The organism is Campylobacter portucalensis (genome assembly GCF_009690845.1).
Taxonomy (GTDB): domain Bacteria; phylum Campylobacterota; class Campylobacteria; order Campylobacterales; family Campylobacteraceae; genus Campylobacter_B; species Campylobacter_B portucalensis.
This window is the reverse complement of the sequence record NZ_VWSJ01000020.1, coordinates 1-14,663: the sequence shown is the minus strand read 5'-3', so window position 1 is coordinate 14,663 and position 14,663 is coordinate 1. Positions and strand designations below refer to the sequence as shown.

General features: G+C 28.3%; 13 protein-coding genes and 1 tRNA gene. 4 read left to right on the top strand and 10 right to left on the bottom strand.

Translation table 11 applies throughout. From position 1 onward, the window contains the following. The 7 genes from F1B92_RS05605 to F1B92_RS05575 all read right to left on the bottom strand — a co-directional run. The coding region (locus tag F1B92_RS05605) for a ring-infected erythrocyte surface antigen domain-containing protein (RefSeq protein WP_154570891.1) at positions 1-970 on the bottom strand (970 nt) is incomplete at its 3' end. Positions 971-1,088: 118 nt separating this feature from the next. Then, entirely contained in the window at positions 1,089-1,865 is a 777-nt protein-coding gene (locus tag F1B92_RS05600) for an undecaprenyl-diphosphate phosphatase (RefSeq protein WP_154570890.1), read from the bottom strand. Continuing rightward, positions 1,852-2,472, bottom strand: a complete 621-nt coding sequence (thiE, locus tag F1B92_RS05595) for a thiamine phosphate synthase (RefSeq protein ID WP_154570889.1) — start codon at positions 2,470-2,472, stop codon at positions 1,852-1,854. Before thiE ends, F1B92_RS05600 begins: the two co-directional genes overlap by 14 nt. Positions 2,473-2,511: 39 nt before the next feature. Beyond that, positions 2,512-3,243, bottom strand: a complete 732-nt coding sequence (locus tag F1B92_RS05590) for a basic amino acid ABC transporter substrate-binding protein (RefSeq protein WP_154570888.1) — start codon at positions 3,241-3,243, stop codon at positions 2,512-2,514. A 28-nt stretch (positions 3,244-3,271) separates the two neighbouring features. Beyond that, positions 3,272-4,030 (bottom strand): ABC transporter substrate-binding protein, encoded by a 759-nt coding sequence (locus tag F1B92_RS05585; RefSeq protein WP_154570887.1) that lies wholly within the window; start codon positions 4,028-4,030, stop codon positions 3,272-3,274. A 47-nt stretch (positions 4,031-4,077) separates the two neighbouring features. Further along, complete coding sequence (locus F1B92_RS05580) at positions 4,078-4,806, bottom strand: amino acid ABC transporter ATP-binding protein (protein ID WP_154570886.1); 729 nt, start codon at positions 4,804-4,806, stop codon at positions 4,078-4,080. Continuing rightward, complete coding sequence (locus F1B92_RS05575; protein WP_229770946.1) at positions 4,799-5,506, bottom strand: amino acid ABC transporter permease; 708 nt, start codon at positions 5,504-5,506, stop codon at positions 4,799-4,801. Before F1B92_RS05575 ends, F1B92_RS05580 begins: the two co-directional genes overlap by 8 nt. 243 nt (positions 5,507-5,749) lie before the next feature. Here F1B92_RS05575 and putP point away from each other — a divergent pair, with 243 nt between their 5' ends. Further along, positions 5,750-7,261, top strand: coding sequence for a sodium/proline symporter PutP (putP, locus tag F1B92_RS05570; RefSeq protein ID WP_154570884.1), 1,512 nt, complete (start codon positions 5,750-5,752; stop codon positions 7,259-7,261). Further along, a complete protein-coding gene (locus F1B92_RS05565) occupies positions 7,262-8,479 on the top strand; it encodes a DUF2130 domain-containing protein (RefSeq protein WP_154570883.1) in 1,218 nt (405 codons plus the stop codon). Between the two features lie 973 nt (positions 8,480-9,452). On the opposite strand, the gene argH is transcribed toward F1B92_RS05565, so the two are convergent. From argH to pckA, 3 genes are read right to left on the bottom strand one after another with little or no spacing between them, the layout of a single operon-like run. After that, positions 9,453-10,844, bottom strand: coding sequence for an argininosuccinate lyase (argH, locus tag F1B92_RS05560; protein WP_154570882.1), 1,392 nt, complete (start codon positions 10,842-10,844; stop codon positions 9,453-9,455). A gap of 3 nt (positions 10,845-10,847) precedes the next feature. Continuing rightward, positions 10,848-12,179: a CAP domain-containing protein gene (locus F1B92_RS05555; protein WP_154570881.1), complete on the bottom strand. Its 1,332-nt coding sequence runs from the start codon at positions 12,177-12,179 to the stop codon at positions 10,848-10,850. Then, positions 12,154-13,728, bottom strand: coding sequence for a phosphoenolpyruvate carboxykinase (ATP) (pckA, locus tag F1B92_RS05550; RefSeq protein ID WP_326833109.1), 1,575 nt, complete (start codon positions 13,726-13,728; stop codon positions 12,154-12,156). Before pckA ends, F1B92_RS05555 begins: the two co-directional genes overlap by 26 nt. Positions 13,729-13,959: 231 nt before the next feature. Between pckA and atpE the strand changes: the two genes are divergently transcribed. Both atpE and F1B92_RS05540 read left to right on the top strand, forming a co-directional pair. After that, entirely contained in the window at positions 13,960-14,304 is a 345-nt protein-coding gene (gene atpE / locus F1B92_RS05545; protein ID WP_154570879.1) for an ATP synthase F0 subunit C, read from the top strand. Positions 14,305-14,330: 26 nt separating this feature from the next. Then, a tRNA-Leu gene (locus tag F1B92_RS05540) sits at positions 14,331-14,415 on the top strand. The last annotated feature ends 248 nt before the right edge of the window (positions 14,416-14,663 follow it).

The following is a 14,663-nucleotide window of genomic DNA, read 5'->3' as shown; positions in this document are numbered from 1 at the left end:
TGGCGTTTTTTATGCCTGATTGGGAGATTAAGTCGCTACTGGAGTTTATGACGCCAACTGCTGCTATGTTTGTTTCAACTGCGTTTTTTTGGTTTTGGAGAGTTTTAGTTTCTTGTTGAGATTTTAAAAGGTTTTCTTCTTGTTCTTGTTTAGTGTTTGGAGCGCTATTTAAACCCCCACCTTTACCTTCTTCATCTTTTTTGCCAGCTTGTGGTGTGTCGTTTTGTTCTTGATCTTTAAATATATCATCTTTTTTATTTTGAGGAGGCAAATTTAACAATTTGTTATACTCTTCTTGAATATTTACAATGTTTTTTTGTATATCTTCAATTTGTTTATTAGTTTCATTACTATTTTTATGAAAATCTTCGATATTTGCTCGTATATCTTTTATGCTGTTTTTAATGCTTGAATTATCATCGCTGTTGTATGTATTAAATATATCACTATCCAACGATTTTAAATTATGTTCCATTTCAAAAATATATTTTTTTTTAAGATTTTGAGATTGATTATTTATTTCACTAGATAATGTGCTTAATTCTTTTTCTTGTTGATTGTTATTGAATCCATTATTTTTTATTAGATTGAATTTATCTTTATATTTTGTAAAATTTTTATCAGCTTCAAGTCTTTCTTGATTATATTTTATTGATTCATCTTCATATTTTTTAAAATTTTGTATTTTTTTTTCAAGATATTTTTCTTTAACTTCCCTTATTGTCTTTTGGAATATATAGGCATTTTTACTATATCTATCTACCTCTTTTTTAAAAATATTTAAATTATTTTCAACTTGTTTTTCTAATAATTCTACTCTTTTTTTAAGTTGATTTTCTGTGCTTTCTTCTTTGTCGGTATAGGCATAAGAATGAGTAGTTGATGCTAATAGTGTTGAACTACAACCAAAAGCTGCGACTAAAGCCAAAGATAGGAATTTTAAACGATATTTAAGATATTTTTGTTTCATATGTTATCCTTTGATTAAATATTTTGCAATTATAGTTTTTTTTTTTTTTGAAATCAAGGGTTTGGAGGAAAATTTAAAAAATTTATGAAAAAAATAAATTTAAATGGTATTTCAATAGCTATAATATGAATATTAAAAAAATAAAACCAACCAAAATTCTATAAATTCCAAAAGATATATAGCTAAATTTGCTAACAAATTTTAAAAATAATTTTATCGCCATAAGAGCTACAATAAATGCCACCAATGCACCTAATAAAAATATATAAATTTGGTTTAGATTTTCTTGAAAAATATTTAAATTTTTATATGTATCATAAAAAGTGGCTGCAAGCATTGTTGGTATAGCCAATAAAAAGCTAAATTCTGCTGCTACTTTCCTGCTAAGTCCGCTTAATAATCCCGTAATTATCGTGGCTCCGCTTCTTGAAGTGCCTGGTATCATTGCAAAACACTGCGAAAGTCCTATTATAAATGAGTGTTTGAAGGTAATTTTGTCTATATCTGTAATCTCTTTTTTTGGTAGCTGTTTTTTGCGAAATAGTTCAACAATGATAAAAATTACTCCCCATATTATAAGCATATAAGCAGTTGTATCGGCTCTAAAAAAAGATTTTATTAAATCATAAGCCAATAGTCCTATAATAGCAGTTGGCACAAAACCTATGGCAAGCTTTATCCAAAGTAAAAAATCTCTTTTGAGCTTGTTAAAAAACATAAAAACTACAGCAAGGATAGAGCCAAGTTGTATCACGACTTCAAAACACTTTAGCATATCTGTTTGTTTTAAATTTAATAAATGTGAAGTAAGTATCATGTGTCCAGTTGAGCTAACTGGTAAAAATTCGGTCAATCCCTCGACTATCCCTAAAATTATGGCTTCAAAAATTCCCATTTTTATCCTTGATTATATTTTTTAAATTTTCTAAATTTTTTGATATAGAATTTGGCTTGTAGGCTGCACTCACAATTGCTAAAAAATCGGCATTTTTATATAAAATTTTAGAGATATTGCTTGAATTTATTCCACCAATTAAACATGTTGGAATACTTAATTTAGAAAAATCAATATTATTAATGTTACAAATTTTGGCCTCTTTTTTTGTGGAGCTTGAAAAAACAGCACCAAATGCAACATAACTTGCACCTAAATTTTGTAATTTTATGGCTAAATTTATATCATCATAGCAGCTAACGCCATAAATTTTATCTCTACCAAGAAATTTGATTGCATCGATTAAATTTACATCATCTTTACCTAAATGAATGCCGTGTGCTGATATTTTCTTAGCTAATGAGATATTATCATTTACTATTAATTTTGCTTTAAAATCTTCACAGAGCATAACCAAACCTCTTGCTAAATTTTCGTTTATTTTTGGTTTTTTACTTCTAAATTGAATGATTTTTACGCCATTTTCTAAAATTTCCTTGACCTGCAAGAACAAATTATCATCCTTTGTGTAAAAATCATCCGTTAAAACATATAGTTCATTTTTCAAAATTTTTCTCCAATATTAGCCCTAAATTTAGAGCTAATATTATTTTAGATTATATTTTTCTAAAAGCTTATCATATGTTCCATCAACTTTCAATTCTTTGATTGCATTATTGAATTTTGTAACTAGCTCGGTATGTTTATCCTTATCTAAAGCAAATGAACTGCCATCGCTTCCATCAGGCTCTATGTGAAAAATCTCTAAATCGCTGTTTTCTCTTACATATCCATTGGCAACTGATAAATCAAGAATAACTACATCTAGCTTACTATTTTTAAGTGCCATTACAACACCAATAGGATTTTTCATAGTTATTTTTTTGGCATCTTTTATTTTATCTACAGCCCATTCTTGAATTGTTCCAAGCTGTACGCCAAAAGCTTTGCCTTTAGTATCATCTTTTGTTTTTATGCTTAAATCAGCCTTTCTTTTAATAAAAGCATTTTCGGTTATATAGTAAGCATCGGTAAAATCAACCGCTTTTTTTCTTTCCTCGGTTGCACTCATGCTTGAAGCTATAATGTCGATTTTGCCACTCTTTAATGCCGGAATAAGTCCATCAAAACCCATATTTACAATCTCATACTCAAAGCCAACTTTTTTGCTTATTGCGTCAATTAAGTCGATATCAAAGCCTGTAATTTTTGAATTTTCATCTACAAATTCAAATGGTGGAAAATTTGCATTTGTACCAACCTTTAAAGTATGAGCATTTAAAAAACTAGTGCTAAGCACAACAGAAGCTAAAACCAAATTTTTGAAAAAATTCTTCATTTTCTCTCCTTTTATTGAAATAGGTTGATTATTTAATTTTTAAACGATGTTTCTTAAGAAGTGCCTGATAAATTTCACTTTTCATAATCTCATCTAAAGCCATATTGACGGAATTTATAAAATTTGCATCTGCGTTTTTTGAAAATACGATAGCCATTCCATCAGTGTTATCATCTTCTTCTAATAAAATTTTTAAATCCGAATTTTTATCTACATAGCCAATACCAGCTACATTATCCAACAGCACAAGATCTATATTATTTTTTTTAAGTTCCATAATTGCCATAAAAGGATTTTCCAGAGATACCACCTCTACATTTAAAGTTTTTGCTTTTTCTTCTTGAGATGAACCTTGTTGAACTCCTATTTTTTTACCTAATATATCTGATTTACTTTTTATTGTATTATTATCAGCTCTTTTTATATAAACATCAGTTCCTGAAAAATATGGTTTAGAAAAAATAACTCTTTTAGCTCTTTCAGGCGTAATTGAAATAGCAGATATAGCTATATCTACTTCATTATTTTCTATAGCTGAGATCAAATTTTCAAATTTCATATCTATTATTTCAAATTTAAAACCAACTTTTTTTGCTATCTCATTTATTAAATCCACATCAAAACCAGCAATTTGAAAATTTATTTTAACATATTCAAAAGGCTGATAATTAGCATTTAATCCTACTTTCAAAACTTTTTCACTAGCTTGCGTTGCGTTTGTTTCGCTAGCATTTAGTGCCGACATTAAAAACAAAAAACTGATAAAAAATTTAAACAAATTTTTCATACCCTCTCCTTCTTAATCTTCATTATCATTTGTTTGTTACTGTAAATTTAATGATTTAAAACTTTATTTAAAAATTCCTTTAATCTTTCATTCTTAGGATTTTCAAAAAACTCTTTTGGAGACTCATCCACTACAATCTTGCCACCATCCATAAATAAAACTCTATTTGCCACATTTTTAGCAAATCCCATTTCGTGCGTTACGACAAGCATTGTAATACCCTCTTTTGCAACATCTTGCATTATGCCCAAAACCTCTCCAACCATCTCTGGATCTAGTGCAGATGTTGGCTCATCAAACAAAATGATATCTGGATTCATTGCAAGACTTCTTGCTATAGCAACACGTTGTTTTTGACCGCCACTTAGCTTATGTGGATATGCTTTTGCTTTATCCTTTAGACCAACTTTTTCTAATAATTCATAAGCTTTTTCATTTGCTTTATTGGGTGAGTAAATTTTGGCTTTTATTGGAGCTAGAGTTAAATTTTCTAACACATTTTTATTTGCAAAAAGATTAAAGTGCTGAAATACCATACTAACTTCTTGCCTGATTTTATTTATATTTGTATTTTTGTCTAAAATATTGTTGTTTTTTATATAAATTTCTCCACTTGTTGGAGTTTCTAATAAATTTAAACATCTTAAAAATGTGCTCTTTCCTCCGCCACTTGGACCTATGATTGCAACAACTTCCCCTTTTTTAATAGATGTTGAAATTCCATTTAAAACTAAAAGTTCACCATATTTTTTATATAAATTTTTAACTTCAATCATGTTTATTTAGCCTTATTTCGAGTAATTTTGCTAGATATGAGAAAAATTTCACACTAACATAATAAATAACCGCAGCAAATAGTATCGGTTGAGCCGTAAAAAGCGTAGATTGAAGGCTTTGTGATTGCATTGTTAAATCTAAAATTCCTATCATTCCCACTACTGAAGTTTCTTTAAAAAGACTTATAAATTCGTTTGCTAATGCTGGTAAAATATTTTTTATGGCTTGAGGAAATACAACTTCTTTCATTGATTGAGTATAGCTTAAGCCCATAGCTCTTGATGCTTCCATTTGTCCTTTATCTACACTATTTATGCCAGAACGAACTATTTCTGCAACGTAAGCTGAGCTATTAAGCCCAAGAGCTATAATTGCAGCATATAAACTATTACTCCAAGTAGCAAATACTATAAAGGTAAATACCATTAGCTGGATTAAAATAGGTGTTCCGCGTATGACGTCAATGTATTCATCTATTAAAAAATTAAGTGGTTTTATCTCCAAAAATTTCAAAAAAGCTAGCATAAATCCTGCAATGATACCTATAAAAATACCACCAAATGTTAGCTGCAAAGTAGTTAAATAGCTAGTAACATATGCCATTTTTTGAGAATTGCTTAATCCTTCAGGATAAGAATAGTACCCAACAACAAAAACAATAAGCACAAAAAATAGTATTTTAAAATATTTTTCTTTCAAAATTTTAGCCCTAATTATAAATATTAATTTTCGCATTTTACATAAAATTTTATATGATTTTGCTTAAAATATATCAAATTGTCAGTTAGATTAATATATTGTGTTAAATTTTGAAGTAGCCTAATATCTTAAAGTAAAAATTTATTAATAAATTTACATCGACTTTAAACAATTTAAGAAAATTTTTATCATTTTTTAGATAAAATCTAGCGTAATTTTTTATCTTAATTACTGGAGGTATATATGGAAATCAGTGCTTATATTGCTATTGGCATATATTTTTTGGTGTTGATTGGCATTGGTCGTTATTCTTATAACAAAAATGCTAATTTGAATGAATATTTACTTGATAATAGAAGCTTAGGTCCAGTAGTTACGGCTTTAAGTGCGGGTGCAAGTGATATGAGCGGATGGATGCTTTTAGGGCTTCCTGGTGCTTTATATGCAACTGGTCTTTGCAATATTTGGATAGCTATTGGGCTTACAATAGGTGCTTGGTGTAATTATAAATTTTTAGCAAAAAGACTTAGAATTTATACAGAAGTTGCTGATGATAGCGTTACTATTCCAGATTTTTTAGAAAATAGATTTAAAGATAAAACTAAGGTTTTAAGAATAGTATCTGGAATTTTTATTTTGATATTTTATACCCTTTATGTAAGTAGTGGAATAATCGCCGGTGGTAAAACTTTTGAGAGCTTTTTTGGTCTTTCTTTTGTAGCAGGTGCATTTTTTACCCTTTTTATAGTTGTATTTTATACTTTTTTTGGCGGTTTTAGGGCGGTTTGTTTAACGGATTCATTTCAGGGAATTTTAATGTTTTTAGTTCTTGTTTTAATACCATTAGTTGCATATTTTTCATTAAAAATTCCTGCTGATTCAAATTTTTTTGCAGAAGTTTTAAAATACAGCACTGCTGAAGGAAAAAATCATCTAAATTTATTTGAAGGGCAGAGTTTTTTAGGAATTTTAGGACTTTTAGCTTGGGGTCTTGGCTATTTTGGACAACCTCACATTATAGTTAGATTTATGGCGATTAGAAATTCAAAAGAGCTAAATCAAGCTAGATTTGTAGGAATTTCATGGATGGCATTAGGATTATTTGGTGCGATTTTTAGCGGTCTCATAGGCTTTGTTTATTTTAATCAAAATAATATTCCATTAAAAGATGCAGAAACTGTTTTTTTGGAGCTTGGAAAAGCTTTATTTCATCCATTTATAATTGGCATCATTATATCTGCGGTGTTGGCGGCTGTTATGAGTACTATATCAAGTCAGCTTTTAGTGAGTGCTAGCTCTATTACAAAGGATTTTATATTTGCTTTTTATAAAAAAGATATAGATGTTAAAATTCAAACTCTAATAGGCAGGGTGGCTGTGGTTGTTGTTGCTTTAGTTGCAACGCTTTTAGCTTTTGTTTATCAAAATACGGTTTTAGGTGTTGTTGGAAATGCTTGGGCTGGATTTGGAGCAAGTTTTGGAGCAGTGCTTTTATTTAGTCTTTATTCCAAAAAAATGACTGCATTATCTGCTTTATTAGGTATGATAAGTGGTGGGCTTGTTGTTATTTTATGGATAATTTTTGGACTTTCTAGCTTTGTTTATGAGTTATTGCCTGGATTTTTTGTATCTTGTGTTGTAATTATTTTGGTAAATAAATATAGCGAAATTTTAGGAAAAATGTCTGATGAGCCTAGATCTCATATTATTGAAAGCGAGTTTGATAAGATGAGTATAAGAGACATGGAAAAATAGATGAATAGCAATATTAAGTGCCCAAAATGTGGTTTTTTGATCGATATTGGTAAAATTCAAAATGAAAAGTTAAGAGAGGAATTTAATGCTAAATTTTTAGATTTAAAAAAAGATTTTGATTTAAAAACCAAAGCATTAAATGAAGAGAAGGCAAAATTTGATGAAAGTTTGCAAAATGCTCTAAATTTAGCACTTAAAAAAGAGAGAGAAAATTTACAAAAGAGCATTAAAGAAGAATTCGAGATGGAAAATTTGGCTCAACTTAGAAAATTAAATGATGAGTTAAACGAAAAATCAGCTAAAATTTCAGCATTAAATAAAATTAATGCTGATTTTGAGGCACTTAAAAGAGAAAAAAATGAACTTGAAAATAGCTTAAAGTTAAAATTTGAAGAAAAATTAACTGAAGCTATAAAAATAGAGCAAGATAAAATTTTGCAACAAATCAACTCTCAAAATGAATTAAAAATCAAACAAATTCAAGAAGAAAAAGAACAATTAATCAAAAAAATAAATGAATTACAAAGAAATAGCGAAGTTGTTTCTCAGCAGCTTCAAGGCGAAATTCAGGAGTTGGCTATCGAGGAATTTTTAAAAGATAAATTTATATATGATAATATACAAGAGATACCAAAGGGCGTTAATGGCGCAGACTGTATTCAAATCGTAAATGATAAGATGAATCAATGTGGTAAAATTTTATACGAAAGCAAACGCACAAAATCATTTCAAAATGAGTGGATTGATAAATTTAAACAAGATATCATTAAAAGTGGAGCAGATGTTGGGGTGCTAGTAACTCAAACTATGCCAAAAAACACAAATAAAATCGAGCTTATAAATGGTATATGGGTTTGCAATTTTGAGGAATTTAAAAGTTTTTGCGGTATTCTAAGACAGGGTTTAATCGATATTTATTATGCAAAAAATATTAATAAAAACAGATCCGAAAAAATGGATATGCTCTATAATTATCTAACTTCAAACGAATTTAAACTTCAAGTTAGTGCTATAATAGAAACTTTTGTTGAGTTAAAATCAAATTTAGAAAAAGAGAAAAATGCTATGCAAAATATTTGGAAAAAGCGTGAAAAGATGATAGAAAGAGCAAAAGATAACGCTATTTTAATGCATGCAAGCATTAAAGGCATCGCTGGCAATGAAATTCCAGCAGTTGAAGTTTTAGAACTTGATTATAAAGAGGATTTTGACTCATAAATTTAGTGATATTTGAGATTGTAAATTATTTTAAAATTAGATTATAGTTTAATTTTATATCATCTTTTAGACATTTTGTGATCTTTATGAATTTAGCATTAAACTTTAAATCAATAAAATATATTTTAAATTTTTTAATTGATGCATAAAATCAAAAAACAAATTTAATTTTATGACTAAATTTATAAGTCCATAAATCACCCAAATGACTATCAAAACTATAAATTTGCACCATTTCAAAGATATTTTTATCATTCATAAATTTCTAAAATTTGCGGTTTCATATTATGCTATATTGCCATCTAAATTTGATATTTTTTAACAGAAATTATTTCGCCTATTAAATAGCTTGGTTCTTTAAAAGCATAATTATAAAATTTAACACCAATCAATATTGCAATCAAAGTAATGATTGCATTAACTTTTTAGAATTATCATCTTGCTTAAAATAAAATATGATTCTGCATTTGTTTGTTTTATGAGTGTATAAAAAAGCACAATTAAAAATAAACACAGATCAGCAAACCAAAAATTTCTAGATTTTTGCTAAATTATCTACCAAATTTATTTCCTTTTATTGTTTCATATTTTAACCCTGCAATCATAAATAATCAAGTATCTCTTTCTCATATTTTAAGATATTCTAAAATATACTCTTAAAATAATTTGTAAATTCGTTATCTAAATTTAGGATAGCACTGTAGCATTATTATCAAAATTATGATTGCAATAGAATCAAATTTATTACTAGTAAAAATAGAATTTTAGTTCAAAAATTTATACAAATGTCGCATAATATCAAATATCGACTCAAATGAATTTTTACAAAAACAGGAAATTGTATAAATACAAGAGTTTTGCAAATTTATTTAAATAAACAATATAATAAATTTGTGATAAATTTAAAGTTCAATTTAGCAAATTCTAAAACAGTATTTTAAATTTGCTAAATAAATTTATTATTTGAAAATTTTTAGATTTGTGAGTTTTTTAAAAATTCATCAATTTCAACGATTTGTTTTCTTACACTTTCATTTGCAGTTCCGCCGTAACTTTTTCTAGCCTCTTTTGAGTTTTGTAAATTTAAAACATCTAAGGCTTTTTCATCAATACTTTTATCAATACTTTTTAAATCATCAAGTGAAATCTCACTTAGATCAAGTCCTTTACTTTCAGCCAAAGAAACGCATTTTCCAGTTATAAAATGAGCCTGCCTAAAAGGAATGTTTTTTTCTTTTACTAAATAATCAGCCAAATCAGTTGCACTTAAATGCCCCATCTTGCAAGCTTTTAATAAATTGTCTTTATTAAATTTAGTTGTTTTTAGCATCTCATTTAGGATTATTAAAGACGAGATTGCAGTTTTTACACTATCAAAAACACCTTCTTTATCTTCTTGCATGTCTTTATTGTAAGCAAGTGGCAGGGCTTTCATTGTGGTTAGCAAAGAGATTAAATTTCCATAAACTCTACCAGTTTTACCGCGTATTAATTCAGCTACATCGGGGTTTTTTTTCTGTGGCATTATGCTTGATCCAGTTGAGAATTTATCGCTTATTTCTATAAATTTAAACTCGCTTGAACTCCATAAAATAAGCTCTTCACAAAGCCTTGAAGTGTGCATAAATAAAACACTTATATTAAATAAAATCTCCAAAGCAAAATCTCTATTACTTACCGAATCCAAAGCATTTGAAGTTGGAGATTTGAAATTTAATTCATTTGCTGTAAAAAAACGATCAATATTATGTGGAGTTCCAGCAAGAGCAGCTGAGCCAAGCGGGGAAAAACTGTTTCTTTCAAAACTATCTTTAAATCTATAAAAATCTCTTTTAAACATATTTGCATAAGCTAGCATATGAAACGCAAGGCTAACGGGCTGAGCGTGCTGAAGATGAGTAAAGCCTGGCATTAAAGTATCAAGGTTATTTTTAGCGATACTGTTTAGGGTTGAAATCAAATTTAAAATTAAATTTGAAATTTCTAAATTCTTATCCATAACATACATTTTGAAATCAACTGCTACTTGATCATTTCTACTTCTTGCTGTGTGAAGCTTGCCACCAATTTCTTTGCCAATTATTTCGCTAAGCCTTTTTTCAATCGCCATATGGATATCTTCATCTTCTATTTTAAACTCAAATTTATCTTCTCTAATCTCACCTAAGATTTGATTTAGTCCAAAAACTATCTTCTCTTTTTCATCATTTGTTAAAATTTGCTGGTTTGCTAGCATTTTAGCATGAGCAATGGAGCCTTTTATATCATACTCAAAAAGCTCTTTATCAAAACTAATTGAAGCGTTAAATTCCTCTAAAAGTTTTGAGCTACTTTCATTAAATCTTCCTTGCCACATTTTTTCCATAAGCTACCTCTTTTTTAAAATAAAATATATTAATAAAATCGCTCCTAAGAATATAGAAGCTAGAATTTTTATATCAATTTTGCCTTTTGAATTTTGAGTTAAAACTAAATTTATGATTTTATTATTATCAGTTTTTATTTTTGTTGTAAAATTTTTATAACCATTAATTTTAATGCTAATCAAATTCGTATCGATGCTTTTGAACTCAACTTTTTGTATTGGATTATAGGAAAAATTGTATAAATTTGAAACATCATTACAATCATTTGGTTGTATAAAAATATCATACCAAACATCAGGTTTTAGAGCCAAACTATCGCCATTTTTTACCACAAAATAGTTATTTTTAGGGGTTTTAGTTGTAAAATCCCACGAAATTTCTTTTTTTTCTTTATCTTGAATATATTTAAATAAAACATTATATTTTTGATTAAATTTAAAAGGTTTTAGATAAAAAAGTGCAAATTGAAAATCGTTTAGTAATAAATTTGGATCGTTTGATTTTGTTAAAATTCTTGTATTTTCTAACTTTTTACCATCTTCAAAAATTTCAAAACTTACCATTTTTATCTGTGATTTAAATTTATTAAACTCTATACTTACTGGATTTGCTGTAATTTTGCAATCTGGCATTGGATCTGGGATTTCTCTACTAAAAAAAGCCTTTGTATTGTTTGAATTTGGATAAACAATATAAGGCGTTAAATTTAGAATTTTATAATATTTGAATTTATCTTCGTGAATGCTGATTTTTACATCTTTGCAGATATTTGTATAAAATTTACCATAGCCTTTATCAGAAATTCTATTTTTGCAAAAATTTTCAAATTTAGAATTTCCCATATTATAAACATAGTTTTTTCCTTTATCATCACCATATTCAGCCCAACCTATTTCATCTATACTAAAATCTAAAAAGCCAAATCTATGGTAAATCGCACTCATTAAATTATCAATTGAATTAATCGCATCTATATTGTTTATAGACAAATTTTCACTTATTTGTGAGTTATATCCAACATAAAAAGCTCTATCTTTTGGAGTTTGACCCGTAAAGAATGCTAAATTTGGACTTTCATCATGAGATTCTATTTTGTTTTCATATGTATATTTTGCATGATTTAAAGCTGAAATAGATAAAATTTCATTTTTTGATAAAATGTTTAAATTCGAAGTCATTCTTATAGAATTTAAGTAACTTATGGGATCTGTATAAGTTACTCCGCTTGTAGGTTCAAGCGGAGTTTTTAAATTCTTATCTTCTTTGCAAGATGAAAAGAGTATTGCAATTAAGAATAAAAATATAAATTTATATTTTTGGACCCGCTTTTGCAAACTCAACGCCTTCTTTTACATCTTCATATCTTTTGAAATTTTCTATAAATTTTTTGGCTAAATTCTCTTTTAATTCATTATATCTAGCTTTATCTTCCCACGCATTAATTGGGTTTAAAAGCCTAGTTTCAACGCCTTCAAGTGCTTTTGGAATAGCTATATTAAATGGTTCAAAATTTTCAAACTCACACTCATTTATACTTCCATCTAAAATAGCATTTATGCAAGAGCGAGTCGCTTTTATACTCATTCTTTTACCAACGCCGTATTCACCGCCACTCCAGCCAGTATTTACTAAATATACATTAACACCGTGTTTATCAATTTTTTCTCCTAAAAGCCTAGCATAAACAGTTGGATGAAGTGGTAAAAAAGCCTCTCCAAAGCAAGCACTAAAAGTTGCAACAGGTTCAGTTATTCCTCTTTCAGTTCCAGCAACTTTTGCAGTATATCCACTTAAAAAATAATACATCGCTTGCTCTTTATTTAGCTTTGAAACAGGAGGTAAAACTCCAAAAGCATCGGCTGTTAAAAATATGATATTTTTTGGATGACCAGCTTTAAGCCCAGGAGCAACATTTTCAATGTGATAAATCGGATAGCTTACTCTTGTGTTTTCTGTTTTTGAGCCGTCGCTATAATCAACTTTTCCATTTTCATCAGCTACAACATTTTCTAAAAGAGCGTTTTTTTTAATAGCAGCGTAAATTTCAGGCTCACTTTTTGGGTCTAAATTTATACATTTTGCATAACAACCTCCCTCAAAGTTAAAAACTCCCTCATCATCCCAGCCATGCTCATCATCGCCAATTAATGCTCTATTTGCATCAGTTGAAAGCGTGGTTTTGCCAGTTCCACTAAGCCCAAAAAATAGCGCCACATCGCCAGATTTTCCAACATTTGCTGAGCAATGCATAGAAAGTTTGTTTTCAAGTGGAAGCCAATAATTCATCATAGAAAAAATTCCTTTTTTCATCTCTCCGCCATACCAAGTACCACCAATTACAGCAATATTTTCTTCAACATTAAATATAACAAAAACTTCGCTATTAAGCCCATCAGTTTTATAATATTCATTTGTAATTTTGCAAGCGTTATAAACTACAAATTCAGGTTTAAAAGTTTTTAACTCCTCTTTAGAAGGGCGAATAAACATATTTTTTACAAAATGTGCTTGCCAAGCAACTTCTGTAACAAATCTAACCGACTTTTTAGAAGCATCGCTTGAGCCACAAAATGCATCTTGAATATAGATATTTTTATTTGAGAGTTGTTTTTTAGCTTTAGCTAAAAGTTTATCAAAAAGCTCTTTTGTAATGGGCTGATTAATTTTACCCCAAGCTATATATTTTTGCGAAGGATCTTGCTTTACGAAATACTTATCTTTGGGGCTTCTTCCAGTAAAAATTCCAGTATCAACCATAAAAGTTCCATTCTCACTAACTCTACCTTCATTATTTCTAACTTCATGCTCAAAAATCTCATCATAGCTTAGGTTATAATAAATCTCTTTAACATTTTCTAAGCCTAATTTATCTAAATCATTTATCATAAATAATCCTTAAACATATTTTTTTAAACTTTAGTAATTATATCTAAAAAAAACTTTTTATAAATAAAATTTTGATTAAATTAACTAAATTCAAAATTTAACTTTTAAACTTGAAAATTTTAATTAAATTTAAAGTTTATTTTTTGTAAAATGGATTTTTTTAAAATTTTAGTAGGGGATTAGAGCCGAACAATTTTAAAATCGATTTTATTTTTTAAAGGATATTTTATGAAAAAAGTTATATTTTTCATGTTTGCTTTAACTACTTTTGTATTTGGTACAGAAGGTGTTTTACTTGATTCTTATACAGCAATTGCTTCTTATTCACTTTTAGGAGCTGCTATTGCTTTAGGTATTGCGGCTGCTGGTGGTGCTATTGGTATGGGAAATGCTGCTTCTGCAACATTAACTGGTATAGCTAGAAACCCTAGTATAGCTAGCAAACTTTCAACAACTATGTATATTTCTTTGGCTATGATTGAAGCACAAGTTATTTATGCGCTTGTTATAGCTTTCATTATGCTATTTGCAAATCCGTTTTTAACAGAAACAATTTCTGCTGTAGCAAAATAAATCTTCCCACACAAGTTGTGGGATATGCGATCATGGTGGAATGGTAGACACGCTATCTTGAGGGGGTAGTAAGCCTTGCTTGTGCGAGTTCAAGTCTCGCTGATCGCACCATTTAAATCTATATTAATTTAAATTTTAAAATCAAATATTTTTAAGTGTTATTAATTAAAATTTCTCTTTTAATTAAATCTATAAATCATCAAATAACTAAAATTTGCCCAAAATAAAAGACTTTGCAAAACCTATACAGTATAAAAAATTTATATAAATTTGTCGTAATTTAAATTATAGTAAATTTTAAATGCTACATAAATTTACCAAAGCCTAAGATCTAAAATCATTAAATTTTAAAACCAATT

Coding starts and splice junctions, on each gene's coding strand:
- F1B92_RS05565 (WP_154570883.1), top strand. CDS start 7,262: ATGAATAGCAATATTAAGTGCCCAAAATGTGGTTTTTTGATCGATATT.
- argH (WP_154570882.1), bottom strand. CDS start 10,844: ATGGAAAAAATGTGGCAAGGAAGATTTAATGAAAGTAGCTCAAAACTT.
- putP (WP_154570884.1), top strand. CDS start 5,750: ATGGAAATCAGTGCTTATATTGCTATTGGCATATATTTTTTGGTGTTG.
- F1B92_RS05590 (WP_154570888.1), bottom strand. CDS start 3,243: ATGAAGAATTTTTTCAAAAATTTGGTTTTAGCTTCTGTTGTGCTTAGC.
- F1B92_RS05580 (WP_154570886.1), bottom strand. CDS start 4,806: ATGATTGAAGTTAAAAATTTATATAAAAAATATGGTGAACTTTTAGTT.
- F1B92_RS05585 (WP_154570887.1), bottom strand. CDS start 4,030: ATGAAAAATTTGTTTAAATTTTTTATCAGTTTTTTGTTTTTAATGTCG.
- atpE (WP_154570879.1), top strand. CDS start 13,960: ATGAAAAAAGTTATATTTTTCATGTTTGCTTTAACTACTTTTGTATTT.
- F1B92_RS05600 (WP_154570890.1), bottom strand. CDS start 1,865: ATGGGAATTTTTGAAGCCATAATTTTAGGGATAGTCGAGGGATTGACC.